Source organism: Aliiroseovarius sp. (assembly GCF_030148435.1).
In the GTDB taxonomy this organism is placed as follows: domain Bacteria; phylum Pseudomonadota; class Alphaproteobacteria; order Rhodobacterales; family Rhodobacteraceae; genus JASBTN01.
The window spans coordinates 132,633-147,628 of sequence record NZ_JASBTN010000081.1 but is presented as its reverse complement, the minus strand read 5'-3'; the positions used below and the strand labels follow the sequence as shown (position 1 = coordinate 147,628).

Sequence of the window (14,996 nt, the reverse complement as noted above, 5' to 3'; positions counted from 1 at the left end):
ACCGCCCGTTTCCTTGACGGGACTTCGCCACATGGGTAAGCGACCCCGGACAGGAAATCCAGACGGGAGCGTCCCATGACCACCCATACCCCGCGCGTCTTTTCGGGTATCAAGCCTTCAGGCGGCCTGACCCTTGGCAATTACCTCGGCGCGATCAAGCGTTTCGTGGACATGCAGGGCCAGGAGTTCGAGACCATCTACTGCGTCGTCGACCTGCATGCGATCACCGTCTGGCAGGATCCGGCGGTGCTGAAGGATGCCACGCGCGAAGTGGCCGCGGGCTTCATCGCCTCGGGCATCGATCCCAGCCAGTCGATTCTGTTCAACCAGAGCCAGGTGCCCGCCCACGCGGAACTGGGCTGGATATTCAACTGCGTGGCCCGCGTCGGCTGGATGAACCGCATGACCCAGTTCAAGGACAAGGCCGGCAAGAACGCCGAACAGGTTTCACTGGGCCTTTACGCCTACCCCTCGCTGATGGCCGCCGACATTCTTCTGTACCACGCGACCCACGTGCCGGTGGGCGAGGACCAGAAACAGCATGTCGAACTGACCCGCGACATTGCCTCGAAGTTCAACCACGACTTCAAGGCGGGGGACTTCTTCCCGCTCTGCGAGCCGATCATCGAGGGCCCCGCCACCCGGGTAATGAACCTGCGCGACGGGACCAAGAAGATGTCCAAGTCCGGCGAAAGCGACATGGAGCGCATCAACATGACCGATGACGCCGACAAGATCGCCAAGAAGTTCAAGAAGGCCAAGACCGATCCCGAGCCCCTGCCCGAGACACTGGATGGCCTGAAGGACCGTCCCGAAGCGCGCAACCTCGTGGACATCTACGCGTCCCTCTCCGAGGTAACACCGGAGGCCGTGATCTCGGAATACGCTGGCGCGGGCTGGGGAAGGTTCAAACCGGCCCTGGCCGACCTGGCGGTCGAGAAACTGGCCCCGATCAGCCAGGAAATGGCGCGGCTGATGAAGAAACCCGACGAGATCGACGCGATCCTTGCCAAGGGGTCCGAAAAGGCCGATGCGATCGCCCAGCCGATTTTGCAGAAAACCTATGACATCGTCGGGCTGGTGCGCTCGCGCTGAACCTGCATTCACCCGACAACCTGAAAGCGCAGCTTCCCGGCTGCGTTTTTTGTTTCGCATCCCCACGACGCAGGTGGCGCCTGCCGGAAAAATGTGGACAGGCCCGCCCATTGTTCCCAGTCTGAGACAACCGTCCAAGACCAGGGGGACACATGGAGTATCTGCGCACACCGGATGACCGATTTGCCGATCTGCCGGATTTCGATTTTGCCGCACGCTATGCCTGGGTGGACGACACCGAAGGAGGCAAGCTCCGGGTCCACTATCTGGATGAAGGGTCGCAGGATGCCGCGCCCGTCCTGCTCCTGCACGGTGAACCGTCATGGTGCTATCTCTACCGCCATATGATCCCGATCTTCACGACCGCCGGGTATCGGGCGATTGCCCCCGACCTTGTCGGCTTTGGGCGTTCTGACAAGCCGACGGAACGGGCTGACTACAGCTACCAGCGACACGTGGACTGGATGGGCGATTGGCTGCGGCAGGTCGATCTGACCGGCATCACGCTGGTCTGTCAGGACTGGGGCGGGTTGGTCGGCCTCAGGCTGGTGGCGGAGATGCCGGAGCGCTTTGCCCGCATCGTGGTGGCAAACACGGCGCTGCCGACCGGCGATCGGCCCCTTGGCCCCGCGTTCGAAGCCTGGCGCGCGTTTTCCCAGTCCACCCCGGAGTTCAATGCGGGCAGGATCGTTCATGGCGGCACGACCACGAAACTGACCCATGCCGAGGTTGCCGCCTATAACGCGCCCTTCCCGGACGAACGCTACAAACAGGGTGCGCGGCAATTTCCCATGCTTGTGCCCTCTTCCCCCGAGGATCCCGCGGCCGAGCCCAACCGCGCCGCGTGGGAGGTGTTGCGCGGCCTTGATATTCCCGTGCTGACTGTGTTTGGCGCCGATGACAAGGTCATGGCGGGCGTGGACAGGGTGTTTCAGACCCTCATGCCGGGGGCGGTGGGGCAACCACACCAGGTCCTGGCGAATGCCGGCCACTTCCTACAGGAGGACGTGGGCGCGGAACTGGCCCAGGCGACACTGGCCTTCATGAAACGCTCCTAGAAATTTCCTGCCCCGATTGCCCCGTGGATCGGGGATTGCCCCGACACCCGCCGCAAGCTATGCCCGCCCCATGCCCAGATATGCCCTGAAAGTCGAATATCACGGCGCGCCTTTCGCCGGATGGCAGCGCCAGAAGGACCAGCCCTCGGTGCAGGGTGCGATCGAGGCAGCCCTGTGCCGCCTGGAACCGGGCGCACACACCATCGCCGCAGCGGGCCGGACGGACGCGGGCGTGCACGCAACCGGCCAGGTCGCCCATTGCGACATGGCAAAGAACTGGGACCCGTTCCGCCTGTCCGAGGCGCTGAACTACCACCTGAAGCCCAATCCGGTCGCGATCACCGCCTGCGCCCGGGTGGATGACGATTTCCACGCGCGCTTTTCGGCCACCGAACGGCAATACCTGTTCCGCCTGATCCAACGCCGTGCGCCGCTGACCCACGACAAGGGCCTGGCCTGGCGTGTTGTGCGCAGGCTGGACGTCGAGGCCATGCGGGAAGGGTCTGCCCACCTTGTGGGGCGTCACGACTTCACCACTTTCCGGTCGACCTATTGCCAGGCCGATAGTCCGGTAAAGACGCTGGACGAGTTGTCGATCACCGAACACGACTATCCCCACGGCATCGAATACCGTTTCACCATTCGCGCCCGCAGCTTTCTGCACAACCAGGTGCGCAGCTTTGTCGGATCGCTGGAGCAGGTCGGCGGCGGCACCTGGGCGCCTGACGATATCCGCGTCGCCCTTGACGCCCGCGACCGCGCCGCCTGTGGCCCCGTGTGCCCTCCCGAGGGGCTGTATCTGGCCGATGTGGCCTATCCGGTGGACCCGTTCACACCACCAGCCTGACCCGGCCTACGGCCGAATTTGGGTGAACACCACTTGCTGCGCTATACTTCCCCTGAACGAGGGGAGGATGGAACATGCAAATCACGCATCTCGGATTGGCCCTGGGGATCGGGATCCTGACCCTGGGAGCAGCGCAATCCGCCACCGCGCAAAATCTGGCAACGGGGATTTCGGAAACGGTTGCGGGGCTGGGCGCGGGTTTTCCCGATGGCGAGGCCCAGGCCTTTACCGCGCTCATTGACGACCTGCCCGATGGGGTGAGCGGCGACACGATTGGGCACCTGCTCTACACGCGCCGCCATTTCGATCGAAGCGCCTGGTTCTTCGGCACGGCGGCGGGGGCAGACCCGACCGACCCCGTTTCATTGAACAATTTTGCAGCCCTGGTGACTGAACTTCACGCGGCGGGCGGGGCCCCGGCCGAGTGGCTCGAAGCCGCACGCGCCGCTGCGCAGACCGCCGTGGACATGGCCCCGGACAATGCCGCATTCCACAACACCCTGGCCAATGCCTTACGCGCCGCCGGCGACGCGGCCGCAGCGGTTGCCGCCGCCACCCGGGCCACGGAGCTGGCCCCTGACGAGCCGCTCTTCTGGACCAACCTCGCCCGCGCACGCGAAGCCGCGGGCGACACGGATGGCGCAGCCGCCGCGCTGGCCCGCGCGCACGCGCTGGAACCCAACGGCATGGCGCTCCTGACCGCCGTCGGCAGCCTGCCCGCCAGTCAGGGCGCCTATCAGGCCAATGTCGGCCCCACTTGCAACGTGAACTTCCGTTGCCAGGAAATCTGCCCGAAAAGCATTATCGGCGGCATCCAGTCAGTCACCTGCGAGATCGAGAACTCCTCGGCGCAACTGGCCTGCCAGGAAGGCAAACCCTATCCGACCTCCTATGACTGCAGCGAGGATTTCCCCGATTACGGTATCATGATCCCGGGCCTGAACGCGGGCTTCTCGATCGGCGTGCCGGGCTTTTCGGCCCATGTGAAGGTCAATGGTGACGGCAGCGTCGACGTGCGGGTCGAGGCGGGCCCCAGCATAGGACCGGTCACGCCCTACGTGCGCGGCGATGGACACTGGTCGCCTTCGGGCGGGGCGAGCTTTGACAACTTCGGCGGCGGCGTGCGCGTCAACGTCCTGCCCGGCGGGGGCGGCGCGGCCGGCGATCTGGCCAGCGGACTGGGTCATCCGCCCGCCCATATCGAACTGGAACAGGTTGGCGATGGCCCGACACAGCTGAACCTGGAAACCTACAACGCGGGCGTCCTGTCCTTCTGAGACCGCCCCACGCCGGTTTCATGCATTGCGCCCCCCCATCGGCTCGGGGCATACTACGCCTCAACCAACGACAAGCGACGAGCAGCCCGCATGAACGACCTCCTGACGCCCGCCGGGGCCGAGACTTACGACGCCTCCTCCATCGAAGTTCTGGAGGGTCTGGAGCCGGTGCGCCAGCGTCCGGGCATGTATATCGGCGGCACGGACGAACGCGCGCTGCACCACATGGTGGCGGAAATCCTCGACAACTCCATGGACGAGGCCGTTGCGGGCCATGCCAACCGGATCGAAGTCACGCTGAACGAGGATTGTTCGGTAACAATCACCGACAATGGGCGCGGAATTCCGATTGATCCACACCCGAAGTTCCCGGGCAAATCCGCCCTGGAGGTGATCCTGTGCACCCTGCATGCGGGCGGCAAGTTCTCGGGCAAGGCCTATCAGACCTCGGGCGGGCTGCACGGGGTGGGCTCGTCGGTGGTGAACGCCCTGTCGGATTCGATGGTCGTGCGCGTCGCCAAGAACAAGGAGATGTTCGAACAGCGTTTCTCACGCGGCATCCCCCTTGGCGGGGTGGAAAAGGTCGGTGCCGCCCCCAACCGGCGCGGCACCGAAGTCACCTTTCACGCGGACGCGGACATCTTCGGCCACCACCGGTTCAAGCCCAAACGCCTGTTCACCCTTGCCCGCTCCAAGGCCTATCTGTTCTCGGGCGTGGAAATCCGCTGGAAAAGCCACGTCAATGACGGCGAAACCCCGACCGAGGCGACCTTCCATTTCCCCGGCGGGTTGTCCGACTATCTCAAGGAAACCTTGGGTGGGGCGACCACCTACGCCGACAACCCCTTCGGCGGCAAGGTCGAATTCCGCGACAAATTCGGCGAGGCAGGCTATGTCGAATGGGCGATCAACTGGACGCCCACCCGCGACGGCTTCATCCAGAGTTACTGCAACACGGTGCCCACGCCCGAAGGCGGCACCCACGTCACCGGCTTCTGGGCCGCGATCCTGAAGGGGATCAAGGCCTATGGCGAGCTTGTCGGCAACAAGAAGGCCGCCCAGATCACCCGCGACGACCTGATGGTCGGCGGCTGTGCCTTGGTGTCGTGCTTCATCGCCGACCCGGCCTTTGTCGGCCAGACCAAGGACCGCCTTTCGACCGAGGCTGCGGCCAAGATGGTCGAACAATCCGTGCGCGACCATTTCGACAACTGGCTGGCGGCGGATAACAAATCCGCGGGCGCGATCCTGGACTTCCTGGTCCTGCGCGCCGAGGAACGCCTGCGCCGCAAGCAGGAGAAAGAGACCCAGCGCAAGACTGCCACCAAGAAGCTGCGCCTGCCGGGCAAGCTGACCGATTGTTCCGCCACCAACCGCGAGGGCACCGAGCTCTTCATCGTCGAGGGCGACAGCGCGGGCGGCTCCGCCAAGATGGCGCGCAACCGCAAGACACAGGCGCTCCTCCCCCTGCGCGGCAAGATCCTGAACGTGCTGGGCGCGGCGTCCTCCAAGCTGGGGTCCAACGCCGAGATCAACGACCTCACCCAGGCGCTTGGCGTCGGGCTGGGCACCAAGTTCAACGTCGACGACCTGCGCTATGACAAGATCATCATCATGACCGACGCCGACGTCGACGGCGCGCATATTGCGTCTCTGCTAATGACCTTCTTCTTCACCCAGATGCGCCCGATGATCGACACGGGCCACCTGTACCTCGCCTGCCCGCCGCTGTTCCGCCTGACCCAGGGCGCCAAACGGGTCTATTGCGTGGACGAGGCCGAACGCGACGCATGGCTGGAGAAGGGGCTGGGCGGCAAGGGTAAAATCGACGTCAGCCGCTTCAAGGGCCTGGGCGAGATGGATGCGAAAGACCTGAAAGAGACCACCATGGACCCGGCATCGCGCACCCTGATCCGGGTCACGATCGACGAGGACGAACCCGGCGAAACCGGCGCTTTGGTCGAGCAGCTCATGGGCAAGAAACCCGAACTGCGGTTCCAGTATATCCAGGAGAACGCGCGGTTTGTGGAGGAGTTGGATGTTTGAGTGAGCATTCCAAATGAAAACCCAAAAGCGAGGGGGCTCGCCTACAGTCTCTTCTTGGACGCGGCCGACGAAGACTATCTGGTGGCGCGTTGGGCAGCAAAGGTGGGGCTTCAACACCAATTCGCGTGGAGCTCACAACAAGCTCTTGAGAAATACCTAAAATGCGCGTTGCTTCTTAATGATATCCGCGTGGCAAATTTTGGCCACGGTGATCTGAACAAAATGTATCGGAAGCTGAAAGGAGTAGCTGAGCGACTTGTGCCGGATTTGTTGTGCCCTCCAAGTTTTTTTCCAGTGCGTTTTCTTTCCCCTACGGGTCGCTTCGAACCAACGTCACATTTTCTGAAACGGGTCGAAGACAACGGTACTCCTGAAAACCGCTATAGGTCCCACGGTCTTTTCGTGGACCTATTTGATCTCCACAAGTTCGATGAGCTGGTATTCCAAATACGGCGTGTCACTGTCCCTCTGGATTTTGTATTTTACCCTCGCTATGGCGCCACATACAGAGAACACCTTCTGGCGGAACCTGACTATCAACCTCATTCTGACTTCGCACCACTTAGATCAACACGAGACCAGATGAACGGCGAGAGAACGGAGGCCTTTCGCTGGAGAAATTTTTCCTTCTTTGAGCAAGGTGCCCTTGATAACGGGGAGTTTTCCGCAGGAACCTACAGTCGAAATACGCATTTCGTAAGGTTCGGCCAAGTAGACCATATCGGAGCCGATGTTCTGGAATGGGTCCTTGAGATGGTCAGATTCAACAAAGCCGATAAGGAGAGTCTTAAGAGTTTCCTAGAACTTTGATGCAAAGGGCAGCGCCCGACCCTGGGTGGGCGCCTCTATGGGTGATTGAGGCTCGGTGGGTGCGTAACATGCAACCATCCATCAAGATCACAACATCGCGGTAGCGCCCTCCCGTGGGGAGGGTCGGGCGCTGCCCGGCGGTGCCGCCGGGCGGGGCGGTGGAAAGGGCAGTTCCTCAACACCAACTTCGGCGGGGAATCCTACCCCTCCGTAACCACCCCACCCTCCAACCGCAGCACGCGGTCCATCCGCGCCGCCAGCTCCAGGTTGTGGGTGGCGATGAGGGCGGAGAGGCCGGTGTTTCGGACCAGCTCCATGAGGGTTTCGAACACGGTGTCGGAGGTCTCGGGGTCGAGATTGCCGGTGGGTTCGTCCGCCAGCAAAAGCGCGGGGCTGTTGGCGAGCGCGCGGCAGACGGCGACGCGTTGTTGTTCGCCGCCTGACAGTTCCGCCGGGCGGTGGGTGGCGCGTTTGGCGACGTCCACGCGGGTCAGCAGGTCCAGAGCGCGGGTGTTCGCCTCGCCCTGCCCCACGCCGTTCGCCAACTGCGGCAGGACCACGTTCTCGGCCGCCGTGAACTCGGGCAGCAAATGGTGGAACTGATAGACGAAACCGACCTCTTCGCGGCGGGTGGCGGTGCGGCGGCGGTCGCTTTTGTGGGTCATGTCCTGGCCCGCGATCTGCACGGCGCCTGCATCCGCCGTGTCCAGCAGTCCCGCGATGTGCAATAGCGTCGATTTCCCCGCCCCGGAGGGGGCGACCAGGGCGACGACCTCGCCCCGTGCGATCTCCAGCGAGGCACCGCGCAGGACGGCGACTTCGGAGGCCAGGCCACGGTTGTAAATCTTCTCGATCCCGTCCAGGCGGAGAACGGCGTCATTCATAGCGCAGGGCCTCCACCGGGTTCATGCGGGCGGCGCGGCGCGCCGGGAAGATGGTGACAACGAAACTGAGGAAGAGCGAAAGCGAGATGGCCGAGGCCACATCCCAGAATTCGAGCTTCGCCGGCAGGCGGTAGATGCCGCGAATTGATGGCTCCCAGACCCCGCCGCCAGCCAGGTAGTTCACCAGGGAAAACACGCTGTCGATGTTGAGCGCAAAGAGGCAACCCAGGATCACGCCCAGGATCGTCCCGACCACCCCCGTGACCGCCCCGCAGAGGAAAAAGACCCGCAGGACCGAGCCCTCGGTCAGGCCCATGGTGCGTAGGATGCCAATGTCGCGGCCCTTGTTTTTCACCAGCATGATCAGGCCCGATATGATGTTCATCGAGGCGATCAGAACGAGGATCGACAGGATGATGAACATCACGTTGTCCTCCATGTCGAGCGCGCGCAGGAAGGCGCCGGAGCGGTCGCGCCAGGTCCAGACGGTGGCCAGCGGGTCGGCGGCACGCATAATCGGCATGAGCAACTGATCGATGCCTTCGGGCTCGGCCACCATGACCTCGATCTCGTCGGCCACGCCCTCGCGGTTGAAGAAGCTCTGCGCCTCGGCAAAGGGCAGGTAGACGCGGGTGCGGTCGATGTCCCAGCGCCCGGCGGTAAAGATATAGGTGACTTCGTAGGCATTGACGCGGGGCGAAGTGCCGAAGGCGGTCTTGACCCCGTTGGGCGAGATCACCTTGATCCTGTCCCCCACGGTGACACCCAGCGCCTGGGCCACGCCGGAACCGATGGCGATGCCCTTGTCAAAGTCACGAATGTCGCCCACGGCACGTTCCGGCTGGGCGATGCGCGGGATGGTCAGAAGGTCGTCATAGGCGATGCCATAGACCTCCACCCCCGCATTGACCTGCCCCTTGTTGACCATGACCTGCCCCTTGACCAGCGGCGCGGCGCGGGTGACGCCGGGCACCTGGGCGATGCGCTCGGCCCAGCCCCGGAAATCGGGGATGGTTCGTTCGGTCCGCCCCTCCTCGGTCATAAATGTCTGCGAAAACACGGTCACATGGGCGTTCGCCCCCAGGATCGTATCGACGAATTCCTCGCGAAAACCGGTGCGCACGGCAAGGGTAATGATCAGGGCAGCGACGGCCAGGGTAATGCCGACAAGGCTGATCCAGGTCATCGTCGAGACCCCGCCCTCGGCCTTGCGGGCGCGCAGATAGCGCCAGGCGATCATCCACTCGAAGCGGGAAAAGGGGGCTGTGCTGCGGGCCATTTCTGCTCCTTGCCTCTGTGGGTTGCAAAGTGGGGCGTGGGGCGGGGAAGGTCAAGGAGAAGGGCGGTTGTGAGAGCGGTATCAGCAAGATAGCGTGGTGTAAAAACCGGGAGACCCCATGGATATCGTGACCCGACTGCAGGGCGTGCTGGACCCGGCCCTTGTCCTGACCGGCACTGATGCCGCCCCGTGGACCTCGGACTGGATCGGCAAGTACAGGGGCGCACCGCTTTGCGTGGTGCGGCCCGGCTCCACCCAGGAGGTCAGCCGCGTCATGGCATTGGCGCAGGAAAGCGGAACCCCGGTTGTGCCGGTGGGTGGCAATACGGGCCTTTCGGGAGGGGCGTTTGCCGAAGGCGCGATTGCCCTGTCACTCGACCGGATGCGCAGCATTCGCGAGATCCGGGCCGAGGCGCGGCTGGCCATCGTCGAGGCGGGCGTGGTGCTGGAGGTTCTGCACGAGGCCGCCGCCGGGCATGGGCTGAGCTTTCCGATGACATTTGGTGCGAAGGGCTCCTGCACGCTGGGCGGCATGCTTGCCACCAATGCGGGGGGCTCGAACGTGCTGCGATACGGCAATACGCGCGACCTGTGTCTGGGGCTGGAGGTCGTGCTGCCTGATGGCCAGGTGTTGAACCTGATGAGCGAGCTTCACAAGGACAATACCGGGTACGACCTCAAGGATCTGTTCATCGGGGCCGAAGGCACATTGGGCGTGATCACCGGGGCGGTTCTGAAACTCTCCCCCGCCCCGCGCGCCTATGCGACCGCGATGGTCGCCGCGCCGGGGTTGAGCGAGGCGCTGGCGCTGCTGAACCGGCTGCAGGAGGCAACTGGCGGGGCCGTCGAGGCGTTCGAATACATGCCCGGCGCCTATATCGACGCCCATGTCGCGCATACCGGGGCCCGTCCGCCTTTTGACGTTCGCCACGATGTCAACATCCTGGTCGAGGCCGGCGCCACCGCCCCGCGTGATGCAACGCCGGGCCCGGATGGTTCGGTTCCGGTGGTGTCCCACCTGGAAGAAGTGCTGGGCGAGATGCTGGAAGAAGGCACCGTGCGGGACGCGGTGATTGCCCGGAACGACAGCCAGCGGGCCGAGATGTGGGCCCGGCGCGAGGCCGCCGCCGAGGTCTGTCTGGGGCGTCATCCGCTGGTCAACAATGACATCTCGGTACCGCTGGACCGGGTCGGCGCCTTCTTTACACGCATGGAGGCCGTGCTGCCCGGGATCGACCCGGGCGCCGGGGCCTTGAGCGTGGCGCATCTGGGCGACGGCAATATCCACTACACGGTCTACCCCAGCGACGCGGGCCTTGCCGACGCGGTCATGCAGGCGGTCGAGGACGTGGTGCTGGAGCTTGGCGGATCCTTTTCCGCCGAGCATGGGATCGGCTTGTCGAAGAAACCGTCAATGGCACGCCGAAAGGATCCGGTGGCGCTGCGGGTAATGCGGCTGATCAAGTCGGCCCTGGACCCGAAGGGGATCATGAACCCGGGTAAAGTCCTGCCGGACTGACGTGACGGCAACGGGGGAGCCGCGCAGGCGCGCGGCGTCGCTTGCGCTCCGATTTCTGCCTCCGGCGGGGATATTCTTGAAAGATGAAAGGCTGCATCGTGCCGGGATGCAACAGGAGGGCTCAGGATCCATTCGATAGCAGGGCCTTGCGGCGTAGAGGCACCCTTTGCGTATAGAGGCAATTTTCGAAGGGAATCGCCTTGACGAACTCGCCCGGGGCCGGACCGCCATCCGTAAGGCCCTGCACTTAGGGTCATCCAGTCAGCGGACGCGGCGGGGAGGCCTGTGCGACACCCGCCGCATCCCCGGCATGGCGAGCGGTCTATTTCCAGTCGAAGAAGCCTTTGCCGGCACGCGCCAGCAGGGTTTCGGCCAGTTGGCGGCCCAGGGTGGGGCCGTCGGCGGTGGGGCCGGTGATCTGATCCGCCAGTGCTTCGGAACCGTCCGTGCGCAGGATTTCCCCCTTGAGGGTCAGGGTCTCACCCTCCAGCGTGGCAAGCCCCGCGATGGGCGTCTCGCAGGAGCCGTCCAGAGCGCCCAGGAAGGCGCGTTCGGCGGCCAGGCGCAGTCCGGTTTCGTGGTCGTGGATTGCGGTCAGCATCTCCTTGGCGCGGGTGTCATCCTCGCGGCGTTCGATGCCAATGGCCCCCTGGGCCACGGCGTTCAGCATGTCCCCGGTCGGGATAGCGGTCTTCGGCACGTCATCCATGCCCAGGCGGTTCAGACCGGCCATGGCAAGGAAGGTCGCCTCGGCCACGTTATCGCCCAGCTTTTTCAGGCGGGTCTGCACGTTGCCGCGAAACTCGACAATGGTCAGGTCCGGGCGTCGATTGAGCAGCTGCGCCTTGCGCCGCAGCGACGAAGTGCCGACCACCGCGCCCTCCGGCAGGTCCGAAATCGCCTTGTATTTCAACGAAACGAAAGCATCGCGCGTATCCTCGCGCGGCAGGTAGCAGTCCAGCACCAGCCCGTCGGGCTGCTCGACCGGCATATCCTTCATCGAGTGGACGGCGATGTCGATGTCGCCCGACAGCATCGCCTCCTCGATCTCCTTGGTAAAGAGCCCCTTGTTGCCGATCTCCTTCAACGGGCGGTCCGCGTCGATCAGCGCGCGGTCGTCGCCGGTGGTCTTGATTACCACGATCACGAACGCCTCCTCGGGCAGTTCGAAGGCCGCCATCAGGCGCGCGCGGGTCTCATGGGCCTGGGCCAGCGCCAGCGGCGAACCGCGGGTGCCGATTTTCAGGGGTTCGGCGGGGGTCGGAAGATTGCTCACCATGGCCACCGTTTAGACGCGACAAAAGGGCCTGTCCATAACCTACATCAAGTGCCCGGCTTGACATCGCGCTACGTGTGGCCCACCACGCATGAGACAACGCGAACGAGGACGACCCCATGACCAAGACTATCCTGCGCGCCCTTGCCGGTGAGACCCTGCCCACGCCTCCGATCTGGATGATGCGCCAGGCGGGCCGCTATCTGCCGGAATACCGCGCCACGCGGGCCCAGGCCGGGGATTTTCTGTCGCTGTGTTACAATTCGGAGCTGGCCGCCGAGGTCACGCTGCAGCCGATCCGCCGCTATGGCTTCGATGCCGCCATCCTGTTTGCGGATATCCTGCTATTGCCCCAGGCGCTGGGGGCCGACCTGTGGTTTGTCACCGGCGAGGGCCCGCGCCTGTCGACCATCACGGATGCCGATGGCCTGGCCCGGCTGAAACCGATCGACGAGATCGACGCGGTGCTGAACCCGATCTACGAAACGGTCCGCATCCTGTCGCGCGAGCTGCCGAAGGAAACCACCCTGATCGGTTTCGCCGGTGCGCCGTGGACTGTCGCCACCTACATGATTGCTGGCAAAGGCACCAAGGATCAGGGGCCGGCCCATGCGCTGCGCGAAGAAAACCCCGAGGTATTCGACGCGCTGATCACCACGCTGACCAAGGCCACCATCGAATACCTGTCCAAGCAGATCGAAGCGGGTGCGGAAGTCGTGAAGATCTTCGACAGCTGGGCGGGCTCGCTGAAGGGCGAAGCCTTCGTGAAATACGCGCTGGAACCGGCCCGCGAGATCACCCAGGCGCTGAAAGCACGCCACCCGGGCATTCCCGTCATCGCCTTCCCGCGCGAGGCGGGCGACGGTTACATCGGGTTTGCGAAGGCGACCGGCGCGGACTGCGTCGCGCTGGACAACTCGGTCTCGGCCGAATGGGCCGCCGCCAATGTGCAGGTGGACGGCTGTGTGCAGGGCAACCTGGCCTCGTCGCACATGGTGACGGGTGGTCAGGATCTGGTCGACGAGACCAGGCGGATTTGCAAGGCCCTGTCGAACGGCCCGCATATCTTCAACCTGGGCCATGGCATCACCCCGGACGCGGACCCCGACAACGTGCAACGCATGATCGACACGGTACGCGAGGGCTGAATTGCCGGTCGGAAATTTCTATGACCTGAGTGCAGGCAGCCCGATGCCTGTGCTTTCGAAACCACCGTCCACACTGACGATCTGACCGGTAACGTAGGACGCCCTGTCCGAGCAGAGGAAGGTTATGACCTCAGCGATCTCCCGTTCAGAACCATAACGATTCAGAGGGATGGCGTCGTGATAGGCGTCGATAATGTCCTGCGTATGCACGGCCATGGCCAATTTGGTGCGCACCGGGCCGGGGCAGACACAGTTGGCGCGGATGCCGAACTCGCCCAGTTCTGCCGCCTGCTGCTGGGTCAGATGCATGACCGCGGCCTTCGACGTGCCATAGGCCACGCGCAGGGTGCTGGCGCGGTGTCCAGAGATCGAGCCGATATTGACGATTGCGCCGTTTGACGATTTCAGCGCCTCCAGACAGGCCTGCGAGGTCAGGAACACCCCGTCCAGGTTCGTTTCCATCACCCGGCGCCAACGCGCCAGGTCGGTCTCGGCGATTGGGCCGAAATCTGCCACTCCGGCGTTGTTTACCAGCGCGTCGATGCGGCCGGGACCGGACATGATCTCCTCCACCATCGCCGCGACTTGATCGGGTCGCGAGACGTCACAGAGGATCGGCAGAACGCCCTCCAATCCTTCGCAGGCCGCCCCCAGGGCGGGCCCATCCCGGTCGATCATCGCGACCTGCCAGCCCTCCTCAAGGAAGAGTTTCGCGGTGGCGAGGCCAATCCCTCGGGCGGCGCCGGTCACAACTGCCAGCTTCATGCTCATACCCATTTTGCCATCGGCGGCAGGCTCATCAGCACCGCGTTGGCGTCATGGCCGGTGGCAAGACCGAACTTGGTGCCGCGATCCCAGACCAGGTTGTATTCGGCATAGAGCCCACGATGCACCAATTGCACATCCTTGTCCTCCTCGGTCCAGGGCGTGTTCATACGCCGTTCGGCAACGGGCAGGAAGGCGGGCAGGAAGGCGCGGCCAATGTCCTGGGTCAGGGCGAAATCGGCCTGCCAGTCTCCTGTGTTGCGGTCATCCATGAAGATGCCGCCGACACCCCGCGCGCAGCCCCGGTGGGGAATAAAGAAATACTCGTCCGCCCAGGCCTTCAGCTCGGGGTAGAGGTCGGTCCCATGTGGATCCAGATACTGTTTCTGCACCGCGTGGAAATGCGCGGTGTCCTCGTCATATTCGATACAGGGGTTCAGGTCGCTGCCGCCGCCGAACCACCAGGCACCGGGGGTCCAGAACATGCGCGTGTTCATGTGTACGGCGGGGCTGTGCGGGTTCTGCATATGGGCGACCAGGCTGATGCCGGAAGCCCAGAACCGCGGGTCATCCTCGATGCCCGGCACACCGCGCGCGGCCATCGCCTTCTGTGCCGCCTTTCCCAGGGTGCCATGGACCGTCGAGACATTGACGCCGACCTTTTCAAAGACCCGGCCACCGCGCATGACAGACATGAGCCCGCCGCCCGCGTCGCTGCCATCATCCGAGGCGCGCCTGGTTTCGGTCACTTCGAACCGGCCCGCGGGCTGATCCGCGAAGGGACCGGTTGCCTGCCTGTCCTCCAGCGCCTCGAAGGCCGCCACGATCTCGTCACGCAGCTGGCGGAACCAGGCACTGGCGCGGGCCTTTTCGTCCTGCATAATCTCGGTCATATCGATCCCCCTGTTTTCCCAGCGGATTAGCAGGAATTCACCCACAGGGAAACGGCTGTTTCCCACCCGGGCCCGACGGGGTTAGACTGCTGGGGAAAG

The 14,996-nt window shown here is 64.0% G+C and carries 13 protein-coding genes; 8 read left to right on the top strand and 5 right to left on the bottom strand.

The window, feature by feature from the left end; translation table 11 throughout:
- Nucleotides 1–75: 75 nt before the first annotated feature.
- The 6 genes from trpS to Q1V43_RS15455 all read left to right on the top strand — a co-directional run bounded on the left by trpS (nt 76) and on the right by Q1V43_RS15455 (nt 7,133).
- Complete coding sequence (trpS, locus tag Q1V43_RS15480) at nt 76–1,095, top strand: tryptophan--tRNA ligase (protein WP_300519936.1); 1,020 nt, start codon at nt 76–78, stop codon at nt 1,093–1,095.
- A 152-nt stretch (nt 1,096–1,247) separates the two neighbouring features.
- Entirely contained in the window at nt 1,248–2,153 is a 906-nt protein-coding gene (locus Q1V43_RS15475) for a haloalkane dehalogenase (RefSeq protein WP_300519933.1), read from the top strand.
- A gap of 70 nt (nt 2,154–2,223) precedes the next feature.
- Nucleotides 2,224–3,000, top strand: coding sequence for a tRNA pseudouridine(38-40) synthase TruA (gene truA, locus Q1V43_RS15470; RefSeq protein WP_300519931.1), 777 nt, complete (start codon nt 2,224–2,226; stop codon nt 2,998–3,000).
- Between the two features lie 74 nt (nt 3,001–3,074).
- Nucleotides 3,075–4,277, top strand: a complete 1,203-nt coding sequence (locus Q1V43_RS15465) for a hypothetical protein (protein WP_300519929.1) — start codon at nt 3,075–3,077, stop codon at nt 4,275–4,277.
- A gap of 90 nt (nt 4,278–4,367) precedes the next feature.
- Nucleotides 4,368–6,323 carry a DNA topoisomerase IV subunit B gene (gene parE / locus Q1V43_RS15460; RefSeq protein ID WP_300519927.1) on the top strand — a complete coding sequence of 652 codons (1,956 nt, stop codon included), beginning with the start codon at nt 4,368–4,370 and terminating at the stop codon, nt 6,321–6,323.
- Nucleotides 6,324–7,133, top strand: coding sequence for a hypothetical protein (locus tag Q1V43_RS15455; RefSeq protein ID WP_300519925.1), 810 nt, complete (start codon nt 6,324–6,326; stop codon nt 7,131–7,133).
- A 200-nt stretch (nt 7,134–7,333) separates the two neighbouring features.
- Here Q1V43_RS15455 and Q1V43_RS15450 read toward each other — a convergent pair whose 3' ends face one another.
- Nucleotides 7,334–8,017, bottom strand: coding sequence for an ABC transporter ATP-binding protein (locus Q1V43_RS15450; RefSeq protein ID WP_300519922.1), 684 nt, complete (start codon nt 8,015–8,017; stop codon nt 7,334–7,336).
- Entirely contained in the window at nt 8,010–9,296 is a 1,287-nt protein-coding gene (locus Q1V43_RS15445) for a lipoprotein-releasing ABC transporter permease subunit (protein WP_300519919.1), read from the bottom strand. The genes Q1V43_RS15450 and Q1V43_RS15445 overlap by 8 nt, the downstream gene beginning before the upstream one ends.
- Before the next feature lie 118 nt (nt 9,297–9,414).
- Here Q1V43_RS15445 and Q1V43_RS15440 point away from each other — a divergent pair, with 118 nt between their 5' ends.
- Nucleotides 9,415–10,815: an FAD-binding oxidoreductase gene (locus Q1V43_RS15440; protein ID WP_300519917.1), complete on the top strand. Its 1,401-nt coding sequence runs from the start codon at nt 9,415–9,417 to the stop codon at nt 10,813–10,815.
- Between the two features lie 322 nt (nt 10,816–11,137).
- Here the strand turns inward: Q1V43_RS15440 and hemC are convergent, their stop codons facing one another.
- The gene (hemC, locus tag Q1V43_RS15435; protein ID WP_300519915.1) at nt 11,138–12,094 is read right to left on the bottom strand and encodes a hydroxymethylbilane synthase; all 957 of its coding nucleotides are present in this window, start codon (nt 12,092–12,094) and stop codon (nt 11,138–11,140) included.
- Between the two features lie 116 nt (nt 12,095–12,210).
- Between hemC and hemE the strand changes: the two genes are divergently transcribed.
- A complete protein-coding gene (hemE, locus tag Q1V43_RS15430) occupies nt 12,211–13,239 on the top strand; it encodes a uroporphyrinogen decarboxylase (RefSeq protein WP_300519913.1) in 1,029 nt (342 codons plus the stop codon).
- A gap of 18 nt (nt 13,240–13,257) precedes the next feature.
- Here the strand turns inward: hemE and Q1V43_RS15425 are convergent, their stop codons facing one another.
- Together Q1V43_RS15425 and hemF are read right to left on the bottom strand one after the other, a co-directional pair.
- Nucleotides 13,258–14,010 (bottom strand): SDR family oxidoreductase, encoded by a 753-nt coding sequence (locus Q1V43_RS15425; RefSeq protein WP_300519911.1) that lies wholly within the window; start codon nt 14,008–14,010, stop codon nt 13,258–13,260.
- Nucleotides 14,007–14,897 (bottom strand): oxygen-dependent coproporphyrinogen oxidase, encoded by an 891-nt coding sequence (hemF, locus tag Q1V43_RS15420; protein WP_300519909.1) that lies wholly within the window; start codon nt 14,895–14,897, stop codon nt 14,007–14,009. The genes Q1V43_RS15425 and hemF overlap by 4 nt, the downstream gene beginning before the upstream one ends.
- Between the last annotated feature and the right edge of the window lie 99 nt (nt 14,898–14,996).